Annotated in this window: 19 protein-coding genes; 8 read left to right on the top strand and 11 right to left on the bottom strand. The window is 64.8% G+C overall.

From position 1 onward, the window contains the following. The first annotated feature begins 41 nt into the window (after positions 1-41). The 5 genes from JHC57_RS03865 to JHC57_RS03845 are packed head-to-tail and all read left to right on the top strand — an operon-like array spanning position 42 to position 6,975. Positions 42-992 carry a winged helix-turn-helix transcriptional regulator gene (locus JHC57_RS03865; protein ID WP_294028727.1) on the top strand — a complete coding sequence of 317 codons (951 nt, stop codon included), beginning with the start codon at positions 42-44 and terminating at the stop codon, positions 990-992. A gap of 31 nt (positions 993-1,023) precedes the next feature. Beyond that, on the top strand, positions 1,024-1,353 hold the full coding sequence (locus tag JHC57_RS03860) for a hypothetical protein (RefSeq protein ID WP_294028726.1): 330 nt from the start codon (positions 1,024-1,026) through the stop codon (positions 1,351-1,353). Positions 1,354-1,413: 60 nt separating this feature from the next. Beyond that, a complete protein-coding gene (locus JHC57_RS03855) occupies positions 1,414-2,679 on the top strand; it encodes a TolC family protein (protein WP_294028725.1) in 1,266 nt (421 codons plus the stop codon). Next, positions 2,676-3,800, top strand: a complete 1,125-nt coding sequence (locus JHC57_RS03850) for an efflux RND transporter periplasmic adaptor subunit (protein ID WP_294028724.1) — start codon at positions 2,676-2,678, stop codon at positions 3,798-3,800. The genes JHC57_RS03855 and JHC57_RS03850 overlap by 4 nt, the downstream gene beginning before the upstream one ends. Before the next feature lies 1 nt (position 3,801). Continuing rightward, positions 3,802-6,975, top strand: coding sequence for a CusA/CzcA family heavy metal efflux RND transporter (locus JHC57_RS03845; protein ID WP_294028723.1), 3,174 nt, complete (start codon positions 3,802-3,804; stop codon positions 6,973-6,975). On the opposite strand, the gene JHC57_RS03840 is transcribed toward JHC57_RS03845, so the two are convergent. Together JHC57_RS03840 and bglX are read right to left on the bottom strand one after the other, a co-directional pair. Beyond that, positions 6,972-8,210 carry an MFS transporter gene (locus tag JHC57_RS03840; RefSeq protein WP_294028722.1) on the bottom strand — a complete coding sequence of 413 codons (1,239 nt, stop codon included), beginning with the start codon at positions 8,208-8,210 and terminating at the stop codon, positions 6,972-6,974. The genes JHC57_RS03845 and JHC57_RS03840 overlap by 4 nt on opposite strands. A 64-nt stretch (positions 8,211-8,274) precedes the next feature. Next, complete coding sequence (gene bglX / locus JHC57_RS03835) at positions 8,275-10,593, bottom strand: beta-glucosidase BglX (RefSeq protein WP_294028721.1); 2,319 nt, start codon at positions 10,591-10,593, stop codon at positions 8,275-8,277. A gap of 250 nt (positions 10,594-10,843) precedes the next feature. Here bglX and JHC57_RS03830 point away from each other — a divergent pair, with 250 nt between their 5' ends. Both JHC57_RS03830 and JHC57_RS03825 read left to right on the top strand, forming a co-directional pair. Next, entirely contained in the window at positions 10,844-13,903 is a 3,060-nt protein-coding gene (locus tag JHC57_RS03830) for a TonB-dependent receptor (protein ID WP_294028720.1), read from the top strand. A 70-nt stretch (positions 13,904-13,973) separates the two neighbouring features. Then, positions 13,974-15,464 (top strand): glucoamylase family protein, encoded by a 1,491-nt coding sequence (locus JHC57_RS03825; protein WP_294028719.1) that lies wholly within the window; start codon positions 13,974-13,976, stop codon positions 15,462-15,464. 3 nt (positions 15,465-15,467) lie between these two features. Here the strand turns inward: JHC57_RS03825 and JHC57_RS03820 are convergent, their stop codons facing one another. The 9 genes from JHC57_RS03820 to JHC57_RS03780 all read right to left on the bottom strand — a co-directional run bounded on the left by JHC57_RS03820 (position 15,468) and on the right by JHC57_RS03780 (position 25,076). After that, positions 15,468-16,334, bottom strand: coding sequence for an endonuclease/exonuclease/phosphatase family protein (locus JHC57_RS03820; protein WP_294028718.1), 867 nt, complete (start codon positions 16,332-16,334; stop codon positions 15,468-15,470). Then, on the bottom strand, positions 16,331-17,677 hold the full coding sequence (locus JHC57_RS03815) for a GH1 family beta-glucosidase (RefSeq protein ID WP_294028717.1): 1,347 nt from the start codon (positions 17,675-17,677) through the stop codon (positions 16,331-16,333). The genes JHC57_RS03820 and JHC57_RS03815 overlap by 4 nt, the downstream gene beginning before the upstream one ends. After that, the gene (locus JHC57_RS03810; protein WP_294028716.1) at positions 17,674-18,429 is read right to left on the bottom strand and encodes a PHB depolymerase family esterase; all 756 of its coding nucleotides are present in this window, start codon (positions 18,427-18,429) and stop codon (positions 17,674-17,676) included. Before JHC57_RS03810 ends, JHC57_RS03815 begins: the two co-directional genes overlap by 4 nt. Positions 18,430-18,452: 23 nt before the next feature. Then, positions 18,453-19,268 (bottom strand): carbohydrate ABC transporter permease, encoded by an 816-nt coding sequence (locus tag JHC57_RS03805; protein ID WP_294028715.1) that lies wholly within the window; start codon positions 19,266-19,268, stop codon positions 18,453-18,455. Beyond that, positions 19,265-20,191, bottom strand: a complete 927-nt coding sequence (locus JHC57_RS03800) for a carbohydrate ABC transporter permease (protein WP_294028714.1) — start codon at positions 20,189-20,191, stop codon at positions 19,265-19,267. Before JHC57_RS03800 ends, JHC57_RS03805 begins: the two co-directional genes overlap by 4 nt. After that, complete coding sequence (locus JHC57_RS03795; protein ID WP_294028713.1) at positions 20,188-21,456, bottom strand: extracellular solute-binding protein; 1,269 nt, start codon at positions 21,454-21,456, stop codon at positions 20,188-20,190. The genes JHC57_RS03800 and JHC57_RS03795 overlap by 4 nt, the downstream gene beginning before the upstream one ends. A 16-nt stretch (positions 21,457-21,472) precedes the next feature. Next, on the bottom strand, positions 21,473-22,489 hold the full coding sequence (locus tag JHC57_RS03790) for a LacI family DNA-binding transcriptional regulator (protein WP_294028712.1): 1,017 nt from the start codon (positions 22,487-22,489) through the stop codon (positions 21,473-21,475). A 117-nt stretch (positions 22,490-22,606) separates the two neighbouring features. Further along, positions 22,607-23,689, bottom strand: a complete 1,083-nt coding sequence (gene ugpC / locus JHC57_RS03785) for a sn-glycerol-3-phosphate ABC transporter ATP-binding protein UgpC (RefSeq protein ID WP_294028711.1) — start codon at positions 23,687-23,689, stop codon at positions 22,607-22,609. A gap of 22 nt (positions 23,690-23,711) precedes the next feature. Next, positions 23,712-25,076, bottom strand: a complete 1,365-nt coding sequence (locus JHC57_RS03780) for a sugar MFS transporter (protein WP_294028710.1) — start codon at positions 25,074-25,076, stop codon at positions 23,712-23,714. A gap of 259 nt (positions 25,077-25,335) precedes the next feature. On the opposite strand from JHC57_RS03780, the gene JHC57_RS03775 reads away from it, so the two are divergent. Continuing rightward, a partial coding sequence (locus tag JHC57_RS03775; protein WP_294028763.1) for an IMP dehydrogenase occupies positions 25,336-25,514 on the top strand: 179 nt, incomplete at its 3' end.

Genomic DNA, 25,514 nt, shown 5'->3' with positions numbered 1-25,514 from the left:
TTCCCTGTGGTCTAGGGCGAGGAGAGACAAGGACGGCTGATTTGAAACACGACCGCACGATCAGGGCCTGTTCAATCTGGCGCGCGCTCGATGTCGTGGGCGACGTGCCGGTCCTGCTCATCATGGAACAGACGTTCCTCGGCATTCACAGCTTCGACGAGTTCGTTGCGCGTACGGGCCTCGCGCGCTCGGTGGTCAATGGCCGGCTCAAGAAGCTCGTCGATGAGGATTGCCTCGCCAAGGTACCCAAGAAGGGCGGACGCGGCTTTCACTACGTCCTGACCCCAAAAGGCCGCGACCAGTTCCCCAACGGCCTTATGATGCTTCGCTGGCAGCATAGATGGGAAGCAGGCAGCCGCGATTTCCAGGTCCGCCTGCACCATGCGGCCTGTGGCCACGCGACCGAGCCGGTCCCGGCGTGCGCGCATTGCCGTGCCGAAATCGATCCGCGCGACGTTGACTGGCGCGAAGGACCGGGGCTGGCGCAGGTCGTCCCGCACTATGAGCGCCGCCGCTTCAACGGCGAGGTCGGGGCGCGGCGCCCCGGCGGCCGTCCGCTCGTCGACACGATGATCGAGCTTTTCGGCGACCGTTGGGCGACGCTCGTCATCCGCGCGATGTTCACCAGTATCAACCGCTTCGACGACATTCAGCGCGATACGCTGATGGCGACCAATATCCTGACCGGCCGTCTCGAGCGGCTGGTTCGACAAGGCATATTGAAAACCGTGCCCTATTCGACGCACGCCGACCGCGTCGAATATCGCCTGACCGCGAAGGGACGCGATCTCTACCCCGTGCTGCTCGCGCTGCTGCAATGGGGCGACAAATGGTTCGCTGACGAGCGTGGTCCGCCGCTGCTTCTGACCCACCGTCCGTGCGGCCATGACCTTCAAATGGTAGCGGCATGCAATCATTGCAGTGCCGAATTGCAGCTTTCCAATAGCCGCTTCACCATTGAAACGGCGGAAGATGACCACAGCATCGCGTGACTTTGTCGGCATGCCGCCCTATAGGCCCGGCATGCGGACGCTCATGCGCTTCCTGACCGGCTTGCTCATTTCCCTGTCCATCGGGCTGGGAAGCGTCGTGCATGCCGCCGAGGCGCCGGTACCGGTCGCGGCCGAATCCTGCGCCGAAGACGCCGGGCATACGCAGGGCGAACCCGCGAACGATCCCGACAAGATGGGACTCCACAATCACGGCGGCTGCCACGGGCATCATCAGGTCGGCAGTGTCGCCGACGACCATATGGCGGCACGCCTGCCGCTTCACGGCGTCAATTTCGCCGCAGGCCATGATTTCGTACCCCAGCTGATTCCGCATGCGGATCTGAGGCCGCCGATCGCCTGAACCAGCCCGCGCCGCCGGTCCGCCCGGCGGCTGATTTTGGCTTGTTCAGGATAATCCCCAATGAAAGCATATCTTGCGGCCGTTCTGGCCGTTCCGCTCTGTGCCGTTTCGGCGCAGGCGCAAACTTCGCCCCCGCCTGCGGACGGCGAGGTGCTGACGCTCGATCAAGCGCTCGCCGACGCCGGCGAGACCACCCCGCTGACGCAGGCGGCCGAAGCCGGCGTCTCGGCCGCGCAGGCCGGGCGCGGGGTCGCCCGGCTCCGCCCCAATCCGTCGGTCAGCGTCGACACCGAAAATGCGCTCGGCACCGGACCCTATCGCGGACTCGACGAATCGGACACCACAGTCGCGTTCGCCATGCCCGTCGAACTCGGCGGGAAGCGATCGGCACGCATTGCGGTCGCCGACGCGAGGATCCGGCGTGCCCATGTCGACCTTGCGGTCGCCGAAGCCGACCGGCGCTTGGCGGTGACCGAGGCCTATGTCGCGACGATCGCGTCGGAACGCCGCGCCGCCATCGCCGAGGCGCAGGTTGCGATCACGACCGAAAACCTGCGCATCGCGCGCGACCGGGTGATGGTCGGGGCCAATTCGCCGATCGACGAACAGCGCGCGGCGCTCGAACAGGTCCGTGCGACCACCGACGCCGCGACCGCGCTGCGGACCGCGATCGCGGCGCGCGTCGCGCTGACGCAATATGTCGGCGAGGGTGCCCGCTCGGCGCTCGATCAGCGCTGGTTCGACGTTGCTGCGGCGACGGGGCAGGGACCGGCTACGCCGGTCGACGTCCGCGGAACGCTCGCGCTCGCCGCCGCGTCCGCCGATGCCGCGACGGCCGAGGCGGAGCTGCGGCTGGCGCGCAGCCAGCGCGCACCCGATCTCACGCTGACCGCGGGCACGCGGCGGCTCGAGGCGAGCAATGATCAGGCGATGGTGTTCGGAGTCTCGCTGCCGCTGCCGCTGTTCAACGGCGGCAAGGCGGCGGTGACGCAGGCTGCGCGCGAGCGCGACCGCGCCGACGCGCAAGGCCGTATCGCGCTGTTCGAAGCCGAGCGGGCGATCACCGCCGCCGAGGCGGAGCGCGACCGCGCGGCGACGGCGGTGCGGGCGTCGGAACCGGCGCTGGCCGCCGCGGCCGAGGCCGCGCGCATCGCGCGTATCGGCTATGCCGAGGGCAAGTTCGACCAGCTCATCCTGCTCGACGCCGAACGTACGCTGCTCGACACGCGCCGCGCCGGCATCGACGCGCGCGCCGCCTATCACGATGCCGTCGCTCGCCTCGAGCGGCTGACGGTCAGATTGCCCGCCGAAGGGGAAATCCAATGACGATATCGAAATATCGGGCGGCGCTGCCGCTCGCACTTGCATTCCTGTTCGCCGGCTGCGGCCAGCAGGCTGAGGCACCCGCCGAAAAGGCCGAAGAGCGGAAAGCCGAAGGGGAAATCCATCTGACCGCCAAACAGATCGCGGCGGCGGGAATATCGCTCGTTCGCCCGTCGACCGGTGGCACGGGGGTGCTCAGCCTGCCGGCGACGATCGAAAGCGATCCGCAGGCAACGCAGGTTGTCTCGGCCGCGATCGGCGGCCGCGTGGTCGCACTCAACCGCAATCTGGGTGAGGGCGTCCGGCGTGGCGAGGTCGTTGCGGTGATCGAGAGCCGCGACGCCGCCGGATTGCGCGCCGAAGTCGAGGCTGCGCAGGCGCGCGCCAATCTCGCGCGCTCGAACCTTGCGCGCGAGGAAAGGCTGTTTGCGCTCAAGGTCTCGCCCGAACGCGACCTGATCGCCGCGCGCACTGCGATGACCGAGGCGAATATCGCACTTCGCCTTGCCGGACAGCAAGTGTCGGCAGCGGGCGTCGGCGGCGGCGCGCTCAACCGCATCGGCGTCGTTGCGCCGATCGGCGGGCAGGTGACGGCGCGCAGCGTCGTGCTGGGCCAGACCGTGGCGCCTGACGCCGAATTGTTCCGGGTCGCCAATCTCGGCCGCGTCGCGATCAACCTGTCGCTGACCCCCGCCGATGCGGGGCGCATCCGCGTCGGCACCCCGGTCGAGGTCCGGTCGGGTGCGCGTACGGCCACCGCGCGTATCCATTTCGTGTCGCCGGTCCTCGACGCCGCGACGCGCCTCGTGCCTGCGGTCGCCTTGCTCGACAACGGCGGCGGCGTCTGGCGGCCCGGCGAGCCGGTCACCGCGCTGCTGCAGACCGGCGCATCGGGCGATGCGGTGAGCGTGCCAGACGGCGCGATCCAGACCGTCGAGGGTCGGACGAGCGTTTTTGTCCGGACGAAGGAGGGGTTCCGCGCCGTCCCCGTGACCGTGAGCTCGCGCGTCGGCGGCGTGGCCACCGTCACCGGCCTGTCGGGCCGCGAGAGCCTCGCCGGCGAGGGCAGTTTCACCCTGAAGGCGGAACTCGCCAAGGGCGAAGCCGAGCACGGGGGGCACTGACATGATCGCCTCCATCGTCAATTTCGCCGTCGCACGGCGCTGGTTCATCCTGCTTCTCACCGCGATCGCGACGCTGATCGGCGCCTGGGCGCTGAGCCGCCTGCCGATCGATGCCGTTCCCGACATCACCAACAACCAGGTGCAGATCAGCGCGCGCGCGCCCGCGCTCTCGCCCGAACAGGTCGAACGGCAGGTCGCCTTTCCGATCGAAACCGCGCTCGCCGGCATCCCGGGGCTCGAAAATACGCGCTCGCTGAGCCGCAACGGCTTTGCACAGGTCACCGCGGTGTTCACCGACGCGACCGACATCTATTTCGCACGCGCCCAGGTCGCCGAGCGGCTGCGCGCCGCCGAGCAGGCGTTGCCCGAGGGCGTCGATCCCGAAATGGGGCCGATCGCGACCGGGCTCGGTGAGGTCTTCATGTGGACGGTCCATATGGAGCATCGCAAGGACGACAGGCACAAGCTGGGCGAACCGGGGATGCAGCCCGACGGCAGCTATATCACGCCTGAGGGCGACCGCTTGGTCACCGATGCCGAAAAGGCGACCTATCTGCGTACCGCGCAGGACTGGATCGTCACGCCGCTGCTCAAGCCGATCCCGGGCCTCGCGGGCGTCGACACGATCGGCGGCTATGTGAAGCAATATCAGGTCGTGCCCGATACGCAGCGGCTCGCGGCGCTCGGCCTTAGTCTCGGCGATCTCGCCACCGCGCTCGAGGCGAACAACCGCGCGATCGGTGCGGGTGTGGTCGACCGTAATGGTGAAGGACTCGCGGTGCGTTCGGATGCGCGTATCAGCGGAGCCGAACAATTGGCGCAGACGGTAATCGCGACGCGCGGCGGGGTTCCGATCCGCCTCGATCAGGTCGCGAGCGTGCGCACGGGGCAGGCGATCCGCATGGGCTCGGCGTCCGAAAACGGCCGCGAGGTCGTTGTCGGTACCGCGATCATGCGCATCGGCGAGAACAGCCGCGACGTCGCGAGCCGCGTGGCCGGGCGGCTGGACGAAATCAACGCGTCGCTGCCGACCGATATCGTCATCCAGCCGGTGCTCGACCGCACCGGGCTCGTCGAGGCGACGGTCAGGACGGTCGCGAAGAACCTGACCGAAGGTGCATTGCTCGTCATCGTCATCCTCTTCCTGCTGCTCGGCAATTTCCGCGCGGCGCTGATCGCGGCGCTCGTCATCCCGATCACGATGCTGCTGACGAGCTTCGGCATGCTCAAGGGAGGGGTGTCGGCGAATTTGATGAGCCTCGGCGCGCTCGACTTCGGGCTGATCGTCGATGGCGCTGTCATCATCGTCGAGAATGCGCTGCGGCGTATCGGCGAGCGGCAGCATCAACTCGGACGCACCCTCGATCGCGACGAGCGGCTGGGTGTGGTCGCCGCGGCGGCGCGCGAGATGATTCGTCCGTCGGTCTATGGGCAGGCGATCATCATCCTCGTCTATGTGCCGTTGCTGACGCTGACCGGGGTCGAAGGAAAGACCTTCACGCCGATGGCGATGACCGTCATCGTCGCGCTCGCCGCTGCTTTTGTCCTTTCGCTGACCTTCGTTCCCGCAATGCTCGCGATCTGGCTGTCGAAGCCGGTCGAGGAAAAGGAGGGGCGGATCATGCGCTGGCTCGGCGCGCGCTACGAACCCGGGCTCGACCGTGCGATGGGGCAGCCGCGAAAGACGATGCTCGCGGCGGTTGCTGCGCTCGTCGTCGGGGCGGGGGCCTATGTCACGCTGGGGCAGGAGTTCCTGCCGCAACTCGACGAAGGCGACCTCACTGCGCAGTTGCTGCGCGTTCCGGGGACGTCGGTCGACCAGAGCCAGTCGATGCAGCTCCGCGCCGAACGCGCGCTTGCGGCGCTGCCCGAGGTGAAGTTCGTCTTTTCGAAGACCGGCACCGCCGAACTCGCATCGGATCCGATGCCGCCGAACATCTCCGACACCTTCATCATCATGAAGAACCGCAAGGACTGGCCCGACCCGCGCCTGTCGAAGGCCGACCTGACCGCCAAGGTCGAAAAGACGCTCGCCGGGCTTCCCGGCAATGCTTTCGAGATCAGCCAGCCGATCCAGATGCGCTTCAACGAACTGATCGCCGGGGTCCGCGGCGATGTTGCGGTCAAGGTCTTCGGCGACGACAGCAATGCGATGGTGGCGACCGCGAACCGGATCGCGGCGGTGTTGCGGAAGACGGAGGGCGCCACCGACGTTCGTGTCGAACAGACGGAGGGCCTTCCGATGCTCGATATCCGGCCAAAGCACGATGCGATGGCCGGGCTTGGCATCACCGCCGCAGCGCTGCAGGAAACGGTCGCGGCGGCGGTCGGCGGGCGCGATGCCGGGGTGATCTTCGAGGGTGACCGGCGTTTTGCGGTCACCATCCGCCTGCCCGACGCCGCGCGCGCCGATTTCGCGGCGCTGGGACAGGTGCCGGTGCCGACCCCGGGGGGCAGTTTCGTGCCGCTCGAAAGCGTCGCCGAACTGGCTGTCGTCGACGGTCCGAACCAGATCAGCCGCGAGAATGGCAAAAGGCGGATCGTCGTTCAGGCGAATGTTCGCGGCCGCGATGTTGCGAGCGTCGTCGAAGACGCGCAGGGCGCGATCCGCGAACAGGTGCGCCTGCCTGCGGGGCAATATGTCGAATGGGGCGGACAGTTCGAAAATCTCGCTTCGGCGCGCGATCGCCTGGCGCTCGTCGTTCCGGCGTGCTTCGCGCTGATCCTGTTGCTCCTTTACGGCGCGCTCGGCAGCGTACGCGATGCGGCGATCGTCTTCACCGGCGTCCCGCTCGCGCTCGTCGGCGGGATGCTCGCGCTGGCGCTGCGCGGGATGCCCTTCTCGATCTCGGCGGCGGTGGGCTTCATCGCGCTCTCGGGAATCGCGGTGCTCAACGGGCTGGTGATGGTGACGTCGGTCCAGCAACTGATCGCCGAAGGCAGAGCGCGCGCTGAAGCGGCAAAAGCCGGCGCGCTCGCGAGACTCCGTCCCGTCGTGATGACCGCGCTGGTCGCGTCGCTTGGCTTCGTGCCGATGGCGCTCGCGACAGGGGCGGGGGCGGAGGTGCAGAAACCGCTGGCCACGGTCGTCATCGGCGGGCTGATCTCGGCGACACTGTTGACGCTGTTCGTGCTGCCGGCACTCTATGCACGCTACGGAAGACCGCGCGCCTAAGGCAGCAATCTGCCTTCGTCGCGCCGCGGCATCGGCGCGACGAAGCGCAGTGCGAGGGCCGAGAGCAGTAGCCAGCCTGCCGAGCCGAGGATCGCAGCGGGCAGCGAGCCGAGGTCGGCGATCAACCCCAGTACATAGGCGCCCAGAGCCATCGCGCCAAAGGTTACCGCCTGATAGATCGACAGGCAGCGCCCGAGGATTTCCTCGGGCGAGCGAAGCTGCATCGCGACGTTGAGCGTCGTCAGCGTCGACACCCACGCCCCACCTGCGACGAAGGCGGCCAACAGCGTCGCGGGCAGGCTGGCGGTGAGGGCGACGGGAAGCATCGCGGCGGCGAAGACGAGCGAGGCGGCGGTCACCACCCGATCGCTGCCCCAGCGCCGCCGCGCCGCGCTTACCCACAGCGCGCCGAAGATCGACCCCGCACCGAAGGCGGCGAGGCATAGCCCATAGATGACTTCGGTTCCGTGCAACCGGTCGCGGACGAGCGACGGCAGCAGCGCCTGGAAACCCGTCGCGCCAAAGCCGAAGGCGAAACCGCGGATCAGCACGCGGCGTACCGGGTCCGAATGCGCACAGAAGCGGATGCCTGCGGCGATCGCGGTCAACATTGAGGTCCGGCGCGGCGGCACGGTTTCAGGGTGCCAGCGCAGCAGCACGGCGATCAACACTATATAGCTGATCGCGTTGAGGCCGAAGGCCGCTGCCGTTCCGACAATCGAAATCAGCAATCCACCAAGCGCCGGACCGACGCTGCGTGCAAGATTATAGGCGATTGTATTGAGCGCGATCGCTTGCGGCAGATCCCTTGGTCCGACCTGCAGTCGCACCGACGCTTGCCACGCCGGGCCGTTGAGCGCGGTACCGCATCCGACCGCGAGCGTGAAGAACAGCAGGCTCAGCGGCGTGATCGCATCGAGATACGTGGTCAGTGTCAGTGCCGCCGAAACGATCAGCATTCCCGTTTGCGCCGCAAGCATGACACGCCGCCGGTCGAAATTGTCCGCGATCGCGCCCGCGAAGATGCCGAGCAACAGGATCGGAATGGTCGCACCAGCCTGCACGAGTGCGATCAGAAGATGCGAATTCGTGAGTTCGGTCATCAGCCACGCCGCGGCGACCGACTGGATCATCGATCCCATGTTCGACGCGAGGTTCGCAATCCAGATCGCGCGGAAGGCCGGGTAGCGAAAGGGCGCGAGCGCGGAGGGCGGGGCAGGGGCGTCGGGATTCACTTGCTTTCGGGTAGACCCGCCCGCCGGTCGCGGCAAGACCGGCGGCGCGAGTTTGTTCCCGATGCTATTCGGTCAGCTCGAACGACGCTTCCGATCCTTCCGCCGACGACGGCCCGACCCACAGCCTGAACCCGCCGGGTTCGCTGCCCCAACTCATGTCCTGCCGCGTGAAGGCAAGGTCGGCGTCGCTCAGCGTGAAGCGGATCGTCCGTTTCTCGCCCTTCTTGAGGCTGATCTTCTCGAAACCCTTCAGCTCCTTCACCGGTCGCGTCACCGACCCGACGAGATCGCGGACATAGAGCTGCACGACCTCCTCGCCATCCCGCGCGCCGCTGTTGGTCACCGTCACGCTAGCGGTCAGTTTCTCTCCCGGCCGGATTTTCGCCTTGTCGAGCGTCACCGGCGAATAGGTGAAGCTCGTGTAGCTGAGGCCGTATCCGAAGGGATAGAGTGGGGTGTTCGGCGTATCGAGGTAGCGCGAGACATATTTGGCATTGGGGTCCGCCGGATTGATCGGTCGCCCGGTGTTCTTCATGTCGTAATGGATCGGCACCTGTCCGACGTTGCGGGGGAAGGTAACCGGCAATTTGCCCGACGGATTGTAATCGCCGTAGAGTATGTCGGCGATCGCATGGCCGCCCATCGTGCCCGGATACCAGGCCTCGAGGATCGCATCGACATTGGCGTCGGCCCACCCGATGCTGTTCGGCCGTCCGCTCATCAGCACGAGGATGATCGGTTTGCCGGTCTTCTTCAGTTCTTCGAGTAACGCCTGCTGGTTGCCGGGCAGGTCGAGTGAGGTGCGGCTTGCCGCCTCGCCCGTCATGTTCCAATTTTCGCCCATCGCCGCGATGATGACATCCGATTTCTGCGCCAGCGCGATCGCCTCGGCGAATCCGTCGCTCTTGCCGGCGTCGGCGAACTGATAGCTTGCGCCTTGGGCATAGCCGACTGACGTGCTTTTCGGCGCGCGCGCCTGCATCCCCTCGAGCAGGGTGACCGGCCGGGTCTTGCGATCGCCCGCGGCGGACCAGCTGCCGATCATGTCTTCCTTGCTGTTGCCGAGCGGGCCGATCACCGCGATCGACTTTGCGCTCGCCGCGAGGGGCAGGGCATTGTCCTTGTTTTTGAGCAACACGATCGACTTGCGCGCGACGTCGCGTGCGGCTTCGAGGAAGTCGGGGCGATAGATGGTCGCCTTTTCGCGCGCCTCGTCCGAATAACGATAGGGATCTTCGAACAGGCCGAGGCGGTACTTCATCTCGAGGATCGCCTTCACCGCAGCGTCGACGCGCTTTACGTCGACCTTGCCCTCGGCGACCGACCTGGCAAGGTGGTCCATGAACACCGCACCCTGCAAATCCATGTCGACCCCTGCGTTGATCGCCTGCTCGCCCGCCTGTTTCAGATCCTTCGAATAGCCGTGCGGAACCATTTCGTTGATCGACGTGTAATCGGTTACGACGAAGCCCTTGAAACCCCATTTTTCGCGGAGCACTTCGGTCAGCAGATAATGGCTGCCCGATGCCGGCACGCCGTCATATTCATTGAATGAGGTCATGAAGGTCGCGGCGCCCGCGTCGGCCGCTGCCTTGAACGGCGGCAGATAGACATCGCGCAGCGTCCGTTCGGAAATGTCGACCGTATGATAGTCGCGGCCCGCCTGTGCGGCACCATAAGCCGCGAAATGCTTGGCGGTCGCGAGTACGGTGTCGACGCGTTTCAGGTCGTCGCCCTGAAAGCCGCGCACGCGCGCCACAGCGATCTTGCTGCCGAGGTAGACATCTTCGCCCGCGCCTTCGGACATGCGCCCCCAGCGCGGGTCGCGGGCGACGTCGACCATCGGCGCGAAGGTCCAGTGAATGCCCTCGGCCGAGGCCTCGGTTGCCGATATTCGTGCAGCCTTTTCAATGGCCTTCAAATCCCAGCTCGCCGATTCTCCCAACGAGATCGGGAATATCGTACGATGCCCGTGGACGACGTCATAGCCGAAGAGCAGCGGGATTTTCAGGCGCGTTTCCTCGACTGCGAGCCGCTGCAACTCGCGGGTATATTTGGCGGTGAAGGCGTTGAAGATCGACCCGATCCGTCCCTTGCGGATATCGTCCTGATAGCCTTGGCGGATCGTCGGACCGGTCGAATCCCAGTCGCTCGTCAGTAGCGACAATTGCCCGATCTTCTCGTCGAGCGTCATCCTGGCCATCAGGTCAGCGATAAATCGGTCCATCTTCGGATCGGGGCGTGTCCAGCCCGCGGAATCCGCCGGCGCCTTTTCCGCCGCGCTCGCCGCGGGCTTCGCGAACAGCGGGGCGGGGGCAAGCTGTCCCGCCATCATCAGGGTGGCCAGCGTCAGGCATGTGAGGTTGCGCGTCATCGGCGGCATGATTCGTCCTTCCCGGTCGGGTTTGCTTATACATTGTCACGCGGATTGGCTGAATTTCGGCCAAAAACGGGCTGGCCCCCGATTGCATCCGTCTGTGTCGCTTCCCCCTATACAGTCATCGTGAAACCGGTTACAAATCAAAAAAACAACGACGCGGTTTCCCGCGACTCGTCGCTGCACCGGAGGCAAGGCCGGTCGGAGAATGAGGCGAGCGCGGTGAAGGTCGGGGTTCGCAATCAGGGAGGATGCCGTGAAGTTTTTACACGATTTTCAGACCGTTTCCGTACGCCAGTCGCGTGTCCGCCGGCTTGCCGCTGCGCTGGCATGGAGCAGTGCCGGTGCGCTTGCGGTTTCGGTCGCTGCGCCCGCCTATGCCCAGGTCGCCGGTGCGTCGCTGCGCGGCACGGTCAAGGCCGAGGGCGGGGTTTCCGAAGTGACCGCGGTCAACGTAAATACCGGCCTGACACGCACCTCGACGGTCACCGCAAGCGGCGGGTACAGCTTCTCCTCCCTGCCGGTCGGCACCTACCGTCTCGAACTGACGACGCCGCAGGGCAAGCGCCAGACCGACGAATTCTCGCTCAACGTCGCGCAAAATGCGGTGCTCGATTTCGACTTCTCACAGCCCGACATTGCCGAGGGTGGTGACGATGCGATCATCGTGACGGGCAGCCGCATCCGTTCGATGGAAGGCGGGGAGGTCGGCACCAACATCTCGCAGCGGCTGATTGAGCAGTTGCCACAGAACAACCGCAACTTTCTCGCCTTCGCCGATCTGGCGCCGGGTGTGCAGTTCATCACCAATGCGAGCGGTCAGTCGCGCTTGCAGGGTGGCGCGCAGGGCAGCAATTCGGTCAATATCTTCATCGATGGCGTCGGGCAGAAGGACTATGTGCTGAAGAACGGGATCACCGGGCAGGATTCCACGCAGGGCAACCCGTTCCCGCAGCTTGCCATCGGCGAATATCGCGTGATCGGTTCCAACTATAAAGCCGAATATGATCAGGTCAGTTCGGTGGCGATCACCGCGGTGACCAAATCGGGGACCAATGAATTCCACGGTGAGGGCTTCATCGACTTCACCAACCAGAGCTTGCGTGATCGGACGCCGGCCGAGAATTTCCCTTCCTATATTCCCAAGATCAAGACCCGCGATATTCAGTTCGGCGGCGCGCTCGGTGGTCCGATCGTCAAGGATATGCTGCACTTCTTCGTAACCTATGAAGGCAAGCGCCGCACCGAACCCCGCACGATCAGACCGGGTCTCAACCTCTCGCCCGATTTCTTCCCGAGCGAATATCAATCCTATTTCGGCTCGACCAGCGAGACGTTTGACGAGAATCTCTATTTCGGAAAAATCAATTTCACTCCGACCGCGAACGACCTGTTCGAATTTTCGGCAAAATATCGTGACGAAACGGGCGTTCAGATCAACAACGGGATCGAGGCATTCGACACGCGAACGCTCGCGAAGGTCAAGGAATGGCGCGGCCTCGCCCGCTGGGAGCATACAGCGGACACTTGGGTCAACGACTTCAAGGTCGCCTATGAGGACGTAACCTGGGGCCCCCGGCCGGCCGTGTTCGGCAACGTCACCCTGTTCAACGCCACGGTTCCCGGCGCGGAGCCGGGAACGACGCAGCGCGGCGATATCCTGCGCATCGGCGCGGGGCGCAATTTCCAGGACAAGGGCCAGACCGGCTGGCAGGTCTCGAACGACTTCACCTACACGGGCCTCGAAAGCCATACGTTCAAGTTCGGCGTGAAGGTGAAGTGGGTCAAGCTGAACACCAATGAGCAGGGTGGCGTCAATCCGCTCTTCATCTACAATGCGCTCTATCCTGCGGGCGGCGCGTTCAACGACAGCATCCCCTATCGGATGGAATTCAGCGCGCCGGTAACCGACGGCGATCCCAATATCCGCTCGAACAATTTCCAACTCGGCCTTTATGCGCAGGACGACTGGGAAGTCACCGACCGGCTTACAGTCAATGTCGGACTTCGCTGGGATTATGAGCGGACGCCGGCCTTCCTCGACTATGTGCACGATCCGGCGATCGCGGCGTTCGTGAGCGGGCAGGCGCCCTATACCGCACCCAACGGGACGGTGACGCCGCCTTATGCCAACTTGCTCAACGCCGATTACGATATCAACGACTATATCTCGACCGGCTCCGAACGGAAGGCGTTCAAGGGCGCGTGGCAACCGCGCATCGGCTTCACCTACGAACTCGATGACGAAGGCCGTTTCGCGATCTTTGGCGGATATGGTCGCTCCTACGACCGGACCCAGTTCGATTTCATCCAGCAGGAGCTTCGGCAGGGGCTGTTCGCTAACCGTATTTTCAATTTCAACAATCCGGGCGATACGACCAATGTCTGCGATCCCAGCCCGACCTGTATCGCATGGGATCCCGTCTATCTGACGCCCGAGGGGCGTGCCGACCTGATCGCGGGCCTGCCGCCGGGGGCCGGGCGCGAACTGCGCTTTATCAAGAACGACCTGAAGATGCCCTATTCGGACCAGTTCAGCCTGGGCGTGCGCGGACGCTTCAATCTGCTCGAAGCCGAAGTCGGCTACAGCTATGTCACCAGCAAAGACGGCTTCGTCTACCTGCTCGGCAACCGGCGGTCCGACGGCAGTTTCTTCCCGCCGACGGGCAGCCCCGATTCACCCTTTGGCTCGCCGCCGGCGCCGTTCGGATCGATCATTCTCGGCGACAATGGGCTGAAGACGAAGGCACATACGGCCTATCTCAAGCTGACGAAGCGCTACACTCAGGCGTCGCCGTGGAGCCTCGATGCGACCTACACCTACACTGATGCGAAGGAAAACCGCCAATTCGGTGAGGTGTTCAGCCTCGATTTCCCGAATATGGACGATTATGGCTACATCACCGCGACGGGCGTGCGGAAACATCGCCTCGTCATGGCCGGGACGGTCGATATTCCGTGGGGGCTGACCCTGTCGGGAAAATTCCAGATCGCCTCGCCCAAATATCTCGGCGCGATCGTCAATACCGTCGGAACGGGCGGTACGCCGCCGTCGCGTGGCGCGATTTCGACGGAGGCCGAGGGCAACGGCGATCGCTGGGGCTATCGTCAGATGGACCTTTCGATCACCAAATATGTGCCGATCGGTTTCATCAACGACGAAGCGCGCTTGCGTTTCCGTCTCGACATCATCAACCTGTTCAATGATCGCAACTTCGGCGGGTTCGACGCACTCACCGGATTGCGCAACCAGAACGACCTGGCTCTTGACGGGCCGCCGCGGACCATCAAGCTATCGGCCGGCTTCCAATTCTGACCGGCTGACAAGGCGCCCGGCCCGCAACCCCCTCCCCGCAGGCCGGGCGCCTCAATTTTTGGAGTATCGAATGTCGCTTCGTATCGGGGCATCGCTCCTGCCCCTGCTCGCGCTGACTGCGGCGTGCACGGGCGTTCCGGCGCCGTCGACCGCAGCCCCGGCTGCGAAATTGCCACCGCTGACCGAAGCGGCCTTTTCCGAAGAGCTGACCGAGCGGACCTTCCGCTATTTCTGGGATACCACCGACACGCAGCGATGCCTCGCGCCCGATCGCTGGCCGAGCAATCCCTTCTCGTCGATCGCCGCGACCGGCTTTGCATTGACCGCATACGGTATCGGCGCCGAGCGCGGTTATGTGACCCGCGCCGAAGCCGCGCTCCGCACGCGCGACTGTCTCCGTTTCTACTGGAATGCACCGCAGGGGCCGGGAGCGGCGGGCGCCACCGGCTACAAGGGCTTCTTTTATCATTTCCTGCGGAACGACGACGGCACGCGCTACAAGGCGAACGAACTGTCGACCGTCGACACCAGCCTGTTCCTCGGCGGCGCGTTGTTCGCGCAAAGCTATTATGACCGCGACGATCCGGTCGAGGACGAGATCCGCGATCTGGCCGAGAAAATCTACACCCGCGTCGACTGGACCTTCGTCCAGCGTACCAATACAGGCACCGACGCCGTCAATCATCCGGGCTCGCACGGCATCACCATGGGCTGGAAACCCGAGAAGGGTTTCGAGACGCACGACTGGGTCGGCTATAATGAGGGCATGCTCGTCTATATTCTCGCGCTCGGCTCGCCGACGCACCCCGTCGGCAAGGACGCGTGGGACAAGGGCTGGGCCGCCGATCTCGAAAAGGATTGGGGCAGTTTCTACGGGCAACAGCATCTGCAGTTCGAGCCGATGTTCGGGCACCAGTACAGCCATGTGTGGGTCGATTTCCGCGGGATCCGCGACGAATATATGCGCGGAAAGGGCATCGACTATTTCGAGAACAGCCGCCGCGCGACGTTGGCGCAGCGTGCCTATGGTGCCGACAATCCGAACAAATGGGTCGGCTATAGCGCCGACGTCTGGGGCTGGACCGCGTCCGACGGGCCGGCCTATTCCGAAGGCGAGCTGATCGTGAACGGCTTTCCGCGGAACTTCAACACATATATGGCGCGCGGCGTCAGCGCGATCCGAGTCGTGGATGACGGAACGGTTGCCCCGACCGCGGCGGGCGGCTCGGTCGCCTTTGCGCCCGAAGTGACGATCCCGTCCCTGATGGCCATGCGCAACAAATATGGTGCACGCCTTTACACGCATTACGGCTTCAAGGACGCGTTCAACCCCAGCTTCACCTTCACCGCCGCTGGGTCGCGGTCGGGTGAGGTCGATCCGGTCCACGGCTGGGTTGCGAACGACTATCTAGGCATTGACCAGGGGCCGATCCTCGCGATGATGGAAAATCATCGCAGCGGGTTCGTGTGGAAAGTGATGCGCAAGAATCCGCATATCGTGCGCGGGCTCAAGCGCATCGGTTTCACTGGCGGCTGGCTCGATGGAGCAAAGTCCGAATAGGCCTCAGCAGCCCTTCCCGATACAGAGGTCCGCCACCACTGGATAATGATCCGATGGCAGCTTGCCGCCATTCTGGTCGGTCAGCGTCGCGTGGCGCAGTACCGCCACGTCGTCGCTGACGAAAATATGGTCGATCGGGCTTGCGTCCATCCGCGCGATGTCGAAGCCGGTGAAGGTGCCGGGCGGGCCATAATGTGGCGTACGGCTGATCGTGGCGCTGTCGCGGAGCGCCCCTTTGCCGGGCTCGACGATCGCCGCATAGGGATTGCTCGTTGCCGGACTGTTGAAATCGCCCATCAGTACGACACTTTCGCCCGACCTCCGCTGGCCGTCGATCCAGTGGCGGATCAGGCGCGCGCTTTCCTGCCGCGCGACCTCGCCGATATGATCGAAATGGGTGTTGACGACGAGCAGCGTGCGTTTCGCCGTGCGGTCCTGCAGCCGCGCCCAGGTTGCGATCCGCGGCAGCGCGGCGTCCCAGCCCTTGCTCGGAACAGGCGGGGTGGGCGATAGCCAGAAAGTGCCCGACCCGGTCAAGGTGAAGCGGTCGCGGCTGAAACCCAGCATCGAATATTCGCCCTTTTCCTTGCCGTCGTCGCGCGCGACGCCGACAAACTGATAGGCGGGCAAGTCGGTTTCGACGGCCTGCTTTTGATGCAGCAAGACCTCCTGCATGCCGACGAAGTCGGGCGCCTGATAGGCAACGAGCGCGGTCAGGGCACTTCGCCGGTGCGGCCACGCGTTGCCACCGTCCGATGCGACGTCGAGCCGGATATTATAGGTCATCACTTCATAACGATCGGCGCGTTCTTTCGCCGCAGCGGGGAGCGCGAGCAGTGCCGCGACGAGAAACAGGGCTTTGCGGGTCATCCGAGATTCCCTCCGTTGGCGGCGATCACGCTGCTGTAGAAGCGCGCGCTGCGTTTCGGCGTGCGCACTTGCGTTTCATAATCGACATGGACGATGCCGAACCGCTTCGAAAAGCCCAATGACCATTCGAGATTGTCGAGCAGCGACCAGGCCATATAGCCGCGCACGTCAACGCCCTGCCGGATCGCATCGCCGATCGCCGAAATATGCGTGCGCAGATAATCGCAGCGCAGCGGATCGTCGATTCCGTCGGGTCCGGCCTTGGGCGGGTCGTAAAAGGCGGCGCCATTCTCGGTGATGTAGACCGGAATATCGCCATAGGTGCCGCGGAACCACACGAGCATGTCGGTCAGCGCGGGCGGATAGACTTCCCAGTCGGTCGTCGTGTGCGTCGCATTCTGCCGCACGGGCGACGCTCCGACCGGCCATTGGTGCGGGTCGGCCTTCACCACGTTGCGCGTGTAATAGTTGATGCCGATGAAATCGACCGGCTGGCAGATGTCCGCCATATCCTCGACGGGCCACCGTGGCCAGGCTTCGCCGAACACTTCGGCAAGTTCGTCAGGGTAGCTGCCCTTCAGCGCCGGGTCGAGATATTGGCGGTTCATATAAGCGTGCGCACGCGCGGTCGCGGCGATGTCCTCGGCGCTGTCGCTCGCCGGATATTTGGGCTCGATATTGACGACGAGGCCGATCTCGTGCGCGCCCTCGACGCGATAGGCCTGTACCGCGCGGCCGTGCGCGCGCATCAGATTATGGCTTGCGATCGGTGTCTCGAACAGGTTGCGGTGGCCGGGGGCGAGCGCGCCGTGGAGATAGCCGCCGTCGGTGATCACCCATGGTTCGTTGAGCGTCACCCACTTCTTCACGCGCCCGTCGAGGCGGCGGTACATCACCGATCCATATTCGGCGAACCAGTCGGCGCTGTCGCGGTTCAGCCAGCCACCCTTGTCGTCGAGCGCCACGGGCAAATCCCAATGGTGGAGCGTCAGCAGCGGCTCGATGTCGTGCTTGAGCAGTTCGTCAACGAGGCGCTCGTAGAAGTCGAGGCCCGGTTCGTTCACGCGCCCGATCCCTTCGGGCAGCACGCGGCCCCAGTTGACGCTGAAACGATAGGCCTTGAGCCCCAGTTCCTTCATCAGCGCGACATCGGCGGGCATGCGATTATAATGGTCGCACGCGACGTCGCCGGTGTCACCCTTCGCCGCCATCAGTCTGGGGTCGTGGCTGAAGCGCTGCCAGATGCTTGCACCCGCGCCGTCGGCGAGCGGCGATCCCTCGATCTGATAGGCGGCCGTCGCGGCCCCCCACAGGAAATCGTCGGGGAAAACAGTCTGCGTCATTTCTCGTCCTTGTCGGTGTTCGTCGGGGAGGAAAGTTTCTGTTCGAGCAACCAGGCATAGAGCGCCGGATCGTCATAGGCGGGATCCCATGCGTTATGGCCGAGGTCGGGATAGATGGTCAGGCGGACCTTGCGCCCGCCGCAGGCACGAATTGCTCGCGCCATATTGAAGCTGCCTTCGGGCATGACCACGTCGTCGCGGTCGCCGTGGAAGGCCCAGACGGGCAGGTCCATCAACCGGCACGCCTCGCCGGGATTGCCGCGTCCGGCGACGGCCGCAACCGCGGCGAAGCGCTTGGGCTCGGAGATCGCCCAGCGCCAGCTTGCGTGGCCGCCGCGGCTGAGGCCGGTGAGGTAGATGCGCGCGGGATCGACGCGCCAGGTCTTCGCGACATGGTCGACGAGGGCATCGAGCTTGCCGATATCCCAGTCCTGATCGGTGCCGAGCAGGGGTGAGACGGTCAGGAAGGGGAAGGCGGGGTCGCGGTCGGCGATCTTCGGCGGGCCGTGCATCTTGACTTTCGCGACATCGCCGCCGCGCTCGCCCGAGCCATGGAGGAAGATGAGCAGCGGATATTGCTTCGCCGTGTCGGTCAGATATCCCCGCGGGATGAACAGCTGATAGGGGTAATTTCCGGGCGCGACCGGTTGCTGTGGCGTCTGGCCTTCGACCACCGGCGGCGTTTTTGTTCTTGCGGCGGCGGGAGAGGCGGCGAGGGCGAGGCCCAGCAGCGCCGCGGTCCAGTATCTCATTCGGGATTCCTTGATTGAACGGCTCATCCCTTCACGCTCCCGGCGAGGAGCCCGTCCAGATAATAGCGCTGGAGCGCGAGGAAGAGGATGAGGACGGGAAGGGTGGTGACAACCGCGCCGGCCATCATGATCTCGTAATCCTGCACATTCTGCCGACTGCTCGCGGCGAGCGCGACGGGCAGCGTGTAAAGCCCCTGGTCGGCGAGGACGATCAGCGGCCACATGAAATCGTTCCAGCTCGACAGGAACACATAGAGCGCCAGCGTGACAATGATCGGGGTCAGGATCGGCAGGACGATGCAGCGGAGGATCTGTCCCTCGCTCGCCCCGTCGATGCGCGCCGCCTCGAGCATCTCGTCGGGGATCGACAGGCAATATTGGCGGACGAGGAAGATGCCGAAAATCCCCGCGAGCCATGGCACGAGCGCGCCGGCATAGCTGTTGACCAGCCCCATCGCCTTGAGTTCGAGGAACAGCGGCAGCATTCCGATCTGCCCCGGCACGACGAGCGCCGCGACGAGCATGCGGAAAATCGCGTCGCGCCCCTTGAAGCGCAGCTTGGCGAAGGCGTAGCCCGCCGGGATGGTGAAGAGCAGCGCGAGGCCGGTCGCGAGCGTCGAGACGAGGATACTGTTGAACAGGAAATGGCCGACCCCGAAGGTGCCGAAGAGCAGGTGGTAATTTTCGAGCGTCGGGCTCGCGGGCCACAGCGGCGGCGGGAATTGCGCGGCCTCGCCGCGCGCCATGAAGCTGACCGAGACCATCCAGATGAGCGGGGCGATCGTGACCAGCGCGACAAGCGCGGCGAGCAGGGTGACGGACCAGCGGCGCAGGCTCATATCGCGCCGCTCCGCTTCGCGAACCTGAGCTGCACCAGCGTCACCGCCATGATGCAGAGGAAGAGCAGGAATGCGACCGCCGCGCCCGATCCTAGGTTCCACCATTTGAACCCCTCCTCATACATGAAATAGAGGATGGTGACGGTCGACTGGGCGGGGCCGCCCTGCGTCATCACATAGGGTTCGGCGAACAGCTGGAACATGGCTGCCACCGTGAGCACGGACACGAGCAGCAGCGTGGGGCCGATCGCGGGCAGGGTGACGTGGCGTAGCCGGGTTAACCAGTTCGCGCCGTCGATGCGCGCCGCCTCGTCAAGTTCGCGCGGCACCGTCTGCAACGCGGCGAGGAAGATGATCATGTTGTAGCCGAAGGTCTTCCACCCGACGAACAGGAGGATCGCGGGTAGCGACGCGGTCGGACTGCCGAGCCAGTCGATGGGCGGCACGCCGAAAAAGGAGAGCAGATAGTTGAGCAGCCCGTAGCGCGTGTGGAGCAGATAGCGCCACACGACCGCGGTGGCGACCAGCGTCGTCACATAGGGCGCGAACAGCGCAACGCGCCACACCGGCCGCCATTTCAGCCAGCGCGAATTGACGAGCATCGCTGCGAACAAGGATAGTGTAACGATGAAGGGCGTGCCGAAGGCGACGAGCAGCAACGTGTTCGTCATCGCCTTCCAGAACAGCGGGTTTTCGAGCAGGCGTTGGTAGTTCGCCAGTCCGACGAGGCGCAGGTTTTCGATATCGGCGAGCGCATAGATGTCGAAATCGGTAAAGCTCAGGAACAGCGAGGCGATCGCCGGCAGGACGAAGAAGAGCAGGATTGCCGCGAGCGCGGGTGACGACATCGCCCAGCCCGCGCGCGTCTTGTTTGCCCGGCCGACCGCACTCGCGCTTTTGCCGGTTCGCGGCTGCGCGTTCACAATGCTCGTCCCTTGTCGAGCATCCAGCGCCGCTTTTCGAGCAGCCGGTCGGCACGTGCGTCCATCTCCTTCGCAGCTTCGTCGACACTGAACTGGCCACGAACCATGCGTTCGGCGACGATCTGCATCTCGGTGACGATGCGCTCCCATTCGGGCACCTTCGGCAGCGCGGTCGCGCGCTCGAGCTGGATGCGGAAAGGCGCGACCGCCGGATCGTTCGCGAGCCCGGCTTCGGCCCAGACCGAGCGGCGTGCGGGAAGGTCGCCCGTCGCCTCGTGGAGCGCGAGCTGTGCGCCGGGCGCCATCAGTCGCGCGACCAGATCCCACGCCGCCTCGCCATGCGGGCTTCCCGCAAAGACAACGAGGCTCGACCCGCCCGGGGCAGCCGATCCGGTGCCGCCGGGGCCGGGATTCGCGGCGGTACCCCAATTTCCTTCAAGCGCTGGTGCGAGGCGGCTCCTCATGTCGCCTATCGTCCACGGGCCCGACAGGAACAGGCTGAAATAGCCGCGCGCGAACTCGGTCCACACGTTCGAAATCTGCGCCATCGACACGCGCGGCGCGAGCCCCTCATCGAACAGCGATTTGTAGAAGGCGAGCGCTGCCTTGAACTCGGCGTCCGAAAAGGCGCCGCGTCCGCCGTCGTCGCGCAGCATCCGTGCCCCCGCCGACAGCGCGAGGGTCGTCAGCTGCTCATATTCGTTGAGCGGATAGAGAAGGGCGAAATTGCCGTCGCCTGCGACTTTCTTGACCTTGTGGAGCGCGGCTTTCCATCCGGTCCAGTCGGGCGGTGGCTCCACATATCCGGCCCGTTCGAAGAGATCCTTGCGGTAATATTGCAGCCGCGTATCGACGTACCACGGGATACCCCAGCTCTTGCCTCCGATCCGGTTAGTATCGATCACCGCACCGAACTGATCGTCGAGCAGGCGCCTCGCGTACGCGGGTACCGGCGCGATTGCGCCGATCGCGGCCAGTTCGGCGATCCAGCTGTTGCCGATCTGTCCGACGCTGGGCAGCGACCCGCCGGCAAAGCCGGTGAGCAATTTCTCGTGCGCGGCGGCCCACGGCAGCGGCTGGACCGAGACCGGCGGCGCGCTCGCGGGCCAGTCGATTCCCTGCAGCAGCGCTGGCAGGCTAGCCGCTTCATTGCCCATCGCCCAGACGGTCAGGACGTCACTGTCGCGCGCGCCGCATGCACCGAGCGTCGGAAGCAGGGGCAGGGCAGCGAGCGCGCCCGTCAACTGGCGCCGCGTCAGCTGCATCGGGCGCCAGTGGAAGTCATGCCGGGGTGCCAGCTATTGCCATCGCATCCGTCGTACCCCGTGCGATGAGCGCGGGGGTCAGGATCGTCGCGCTTGCCGCGCCGAGCGTCTCGCCGCGCAGGATGCGCAGCAACATCATCATCGCGGTCGATCCCAGCCGGTCGATATGGACCTGCATCGTCGAGAGTGAGGGATTGAGGTGCCGCGCGAGCGGGATATCGTCGAAGCCCGCGACCATCATATTGCCCGGCACCGCCTTGCCCGCCTCCGCGAGCCCGGCGATCAGTCCGACCGCCATCTGGTCGTTCGCGGCGAACACGGCGTCGGCCGGCAGTTGCCCTTCCAGGAGCAGGCGCGCGGCTTTCAGGCCGCTTTCTTCGGAGAAATCGCCCGGCAGGATCGCCGGATTCCGCACGCCGCCGACCTTGGTCATCGCATCGACGAAGCCGCGCTGGCGGTCGCGCGCGTCGCGGTTGTGCTTCGGGCCGGCGATATGGACGACCTGTCGCGCGCCGCGCGCGAGCAGCGCCTCGGTCATCGCATAGGCGCCGCGATAATTGTCGACCGCCACGAAAGGAAGGTCGAGCGAGCCCGCATCATAGTTGAGCAGTACCGTCGGCAGTGCCGGGTCGAGATAATCGGCGAGCAGTTCGGGCTTCAGGTCGGGCGGCATGACGAGCAATCCGTCGACGCGTCCGCGCATCGATGCGATGGCCGCCGCGGTCTCGTGCGTACTGCCGTGCATGTTGCCTAGCAGCAAGTGCATGCCCGCCTCATGTGCAACCAGATCGATACCGCGGATGATTTCGGAGAAGAATTCGCCGAACAGGTCGGGCAGGATGACGCCGACGGTGTCGGTCTTGCGCCGTGTCAGGCTGCGCGCGCCGCTGTGGGGTACGAAATTCAGCTTTTTCACCGCAGCCATCACGGCCGCCCTTGTCGGTGCGGTGACATTACCCAGCCCGTTGATCGCGCGTGATGCCGTTGCCACCGAAACCCCGGCTTCGCGGGCGACGTCCCTCAATGTTGCCATGCCGCTGACCCCCTTTCCCTCATATGACGCCGGGCCACGGTTGCGACTCCGTTCCTCTGCGTTCGGCGGGCGCGGAAACATCCGCAGAGTAACCGGTTACACGGGCGAAATGCAAGGTCATTCCCTTGCCTTTCCCAATGCTTGGCCGTCGGCGTCGAACAGGTGCAGACGGTTAGCGGGAAAGGAAGCGGCGACCGCATCGCCTTCGTCGAAACTGCCGTCGTCGCGTAGCTGGCAGGTGACGAGATCATCGCCATTGCCCCCGTCAAGGTGAAGCGTCGCGAGCCCGCCGAGCCGCTCGATAAAACGGATCGTGAAGGGCAGGTCCACCGCCGCGTCGCCGATCGCGATGTCCTCGGGCCGGATGCCGATCGATAGCGGCGTTCCGTCCGCAAGCGGAACCGTGAGCGCGGGCAGGACGATGTTCCGTCCGTCCGGCAGAATGGCCTTGCCCGCGCCGTCCGCCGTCGCGGCGGCGATGTTCATTCGCGGCGTGCCGAGAAACTGGGCGACGAAGATATTAGCTGGCCGTTCATACAGCTCGCGAGGCGTTCCGACCTGCTCGATCCGCCCGTCACGCAGTACGACGATCCGGTCGGCGAGCGTCATCGCCTCTACCTGGTCGTGCGTGACATAGAGCGTCGTCGTACCGAGCTTGCGGTGGAGTTCGGCAAATTCGTAGCGCATCCGCACGCGCAAATCGGCATCGAGGTTCGACAGCGGTTCGTCGAACAGAAAAATCTGCGGCTGGCGAACGATCGCGCGGCCGATTGCGACGCGCTGCCGCTGCCCGCCCGACAATGCCCCAGGCTTGCGGTCGAGCAGCGTCTCTATACTCAGGGTCGTCGCCGCGCGCCGTACTGCCTCGTCGACCGCTGCTTTGTCGGCCTTCGCGATCTTGAGCCCGAATGCCATATTCTCGTAGACGGTGAGGTGGGGATAGAGTGCGTAGGACTGGAAAACCATCGCGATCCCGCGCTCGGATGGTGCAAGGTCGGTCACATCGCGGCCGCCGATGACGACGCGGCCGCTCGTCAGTTCCTCCAGTCCCGCCACGGCACGTAGCAGCGTCGATTTTCCGCACCCCGACGGGCCCACGATCACCGTGAACTCGCCATCGGCGATGTCGATCGACACGCCCTTCAGAACCTCGGTCGCTCCGAAGCTCTTGCGCGCATTCTCAATCGACAAGCCGGCCATCGTCTCCCCTCGGTCTCGAGCCTTAGTGAACCGTCACGCCTTCGCTCACCTGCCGCGCCGGCGCGCGACCCGCGGCAATGGCAAAGACGCACAGCGCGATATAGCAGGCGGCGGGCAGGATCAGCGCCACCGCATAGCCGACCGCACCCGACAGCAAGCCGATGAAATATGGGATCACTGCGCCGCCGACGATCGCGGTACAGAGCAGCCCCGATGTCGCTTCGGCGCGTGCGGTCGAGCGTTCGAGCGTCAGCGTGAAGATCACGGGGAACATGATCGAATTGAAGAGGCCGATCGATAGCGCGACGAAGCCCGCGTTCACGCCGCCGACGAACACGACATAGAGGCAGAGCAGCGCCGCGATCGCAGTGAACAGCGCGAGAAGCTTCGATGCGGAGAAGCGTGCAAGTAACACCGATCCAATCGCGCGCCCGATCATCGCGCCGCCCCAATAGAGCGCAACCGCCTTGCCGGCTTCCTGCAGCGACACGCCGGGATCGCCGTCGTTCCCCATGATCCAGCCGAAAATGCCGAAGGGCGCGTCTGACTGGCCCCAGATCGCATCGCTGTTGAGGAACAACGCCATTTGCGTTCCGATCGCGACCTCGGCCCCGACATAGAGAAAGATGGCGAGGCCGCCGAGCAGCGCCCAGCGCGATGAAAAGGCCTCGCGAATGAGTTCGCCCATTCCGGTGCGGTGGCCGATCGGGGCGGGGGGGACGGCGTCATTGACGATTCGCCGGCTGAACCAGAAGAAGAAGAGCAGGGCGATGATCAGCCCGCAAATCCAGAAATAGGCCGCGTCGATGCCGCCGAGTGCCTGCGCACGCACCGCTTCGGTGACCACCGTGCCTTCCTTGACCTCGACACCCTCGAGGAACAGGTGCGCGCCGATCAGCGGTCCGAGGAAGGTGCCGAAGCTGTTGAAGGTCTGGCTGAATGTCAGGCGGAAATGGCTGCGCTTCGGATCGCCGAGCGCCGCTGCGAGCGGGTTCGCAGCGACCTGCAGGATGGTGATACCGCTTGCGAGAGTGAACAGGCCCGCGAGTACCAGCGGGTAAACCGCGAGATTTGCCGCAGCGAGCATCACGAGGCAACCGGCGACCATCGTCGTCAGCGCGGTCAGGATCGACGGCACCGAATGAAAACGCGCGATCAGCGCCGCGGCGGGAAAGGACATCAGGCCATAGGCGATGAAGAAGGCCGACGCCGACAACTGCGCTTCGGCGTCGCTCAGCGTGAAGATGCCCTTCACCGCGGCGACCAGCGGATCGATCAGCGACGTGATGAAACCCCAAGCGAAGAACAGCACGGTGACCGCGGCAAAGGCCGCCATGGCATTCGATCGACTACCGCTGTGGGTTGCCGCCTGGCTGGACACGTTCATCCGGAATATCCTCTTCGCCGAAACTATGTTATGCGCAGCGGTCTAACGAGCGGCCAGAGGCAATGCAATCGGTTACATTTTCGGGCTATCTTCCTCGTTTTTCTGTGCCTTCGCAATTGATCCCGCGCCACGCGAAATAATCGTTCGTCACCCACTGGCGCGCCCGCGCGCGACTGGTTACATGGGCCGCCACCAAACGAATCGCGTGTGCCGTCCGGAAAACCGGGACAGGCGCCGCCCGCACCAGAAAGTGGCACCCATGGAAATCATCACCGGTCTGACCTTCGACGATGTGCTGCTGGTGCCCGGCGCGTCGGATATCCTGCCGTCGGATGCCAATCTGTCGACCCAGCTGACGAGCGAGATCAGCCTCAACATCCCGGTCCTGTCGTCGGCGATGGACACGGTGACCGAGGCCGACATGGCGATCCTGATGGC

Origin of the sequence: Sphingopyxis sp., from assembly GCF_016463645.1 — a bacterium.
In the GTDB taxonomy this organism is placed as follows: domain Bacteria; phylum Pseudomonadota; class Alphaproteobacteria; order Sphingomonadales; family Sphingomonadaceae; genus Sphingopyxis.
The sequence above is the reverse complement of the archived record's forward strand: the minus strand, read 5'-3'. Positions and strand labels throughout refer to the sequence as shown.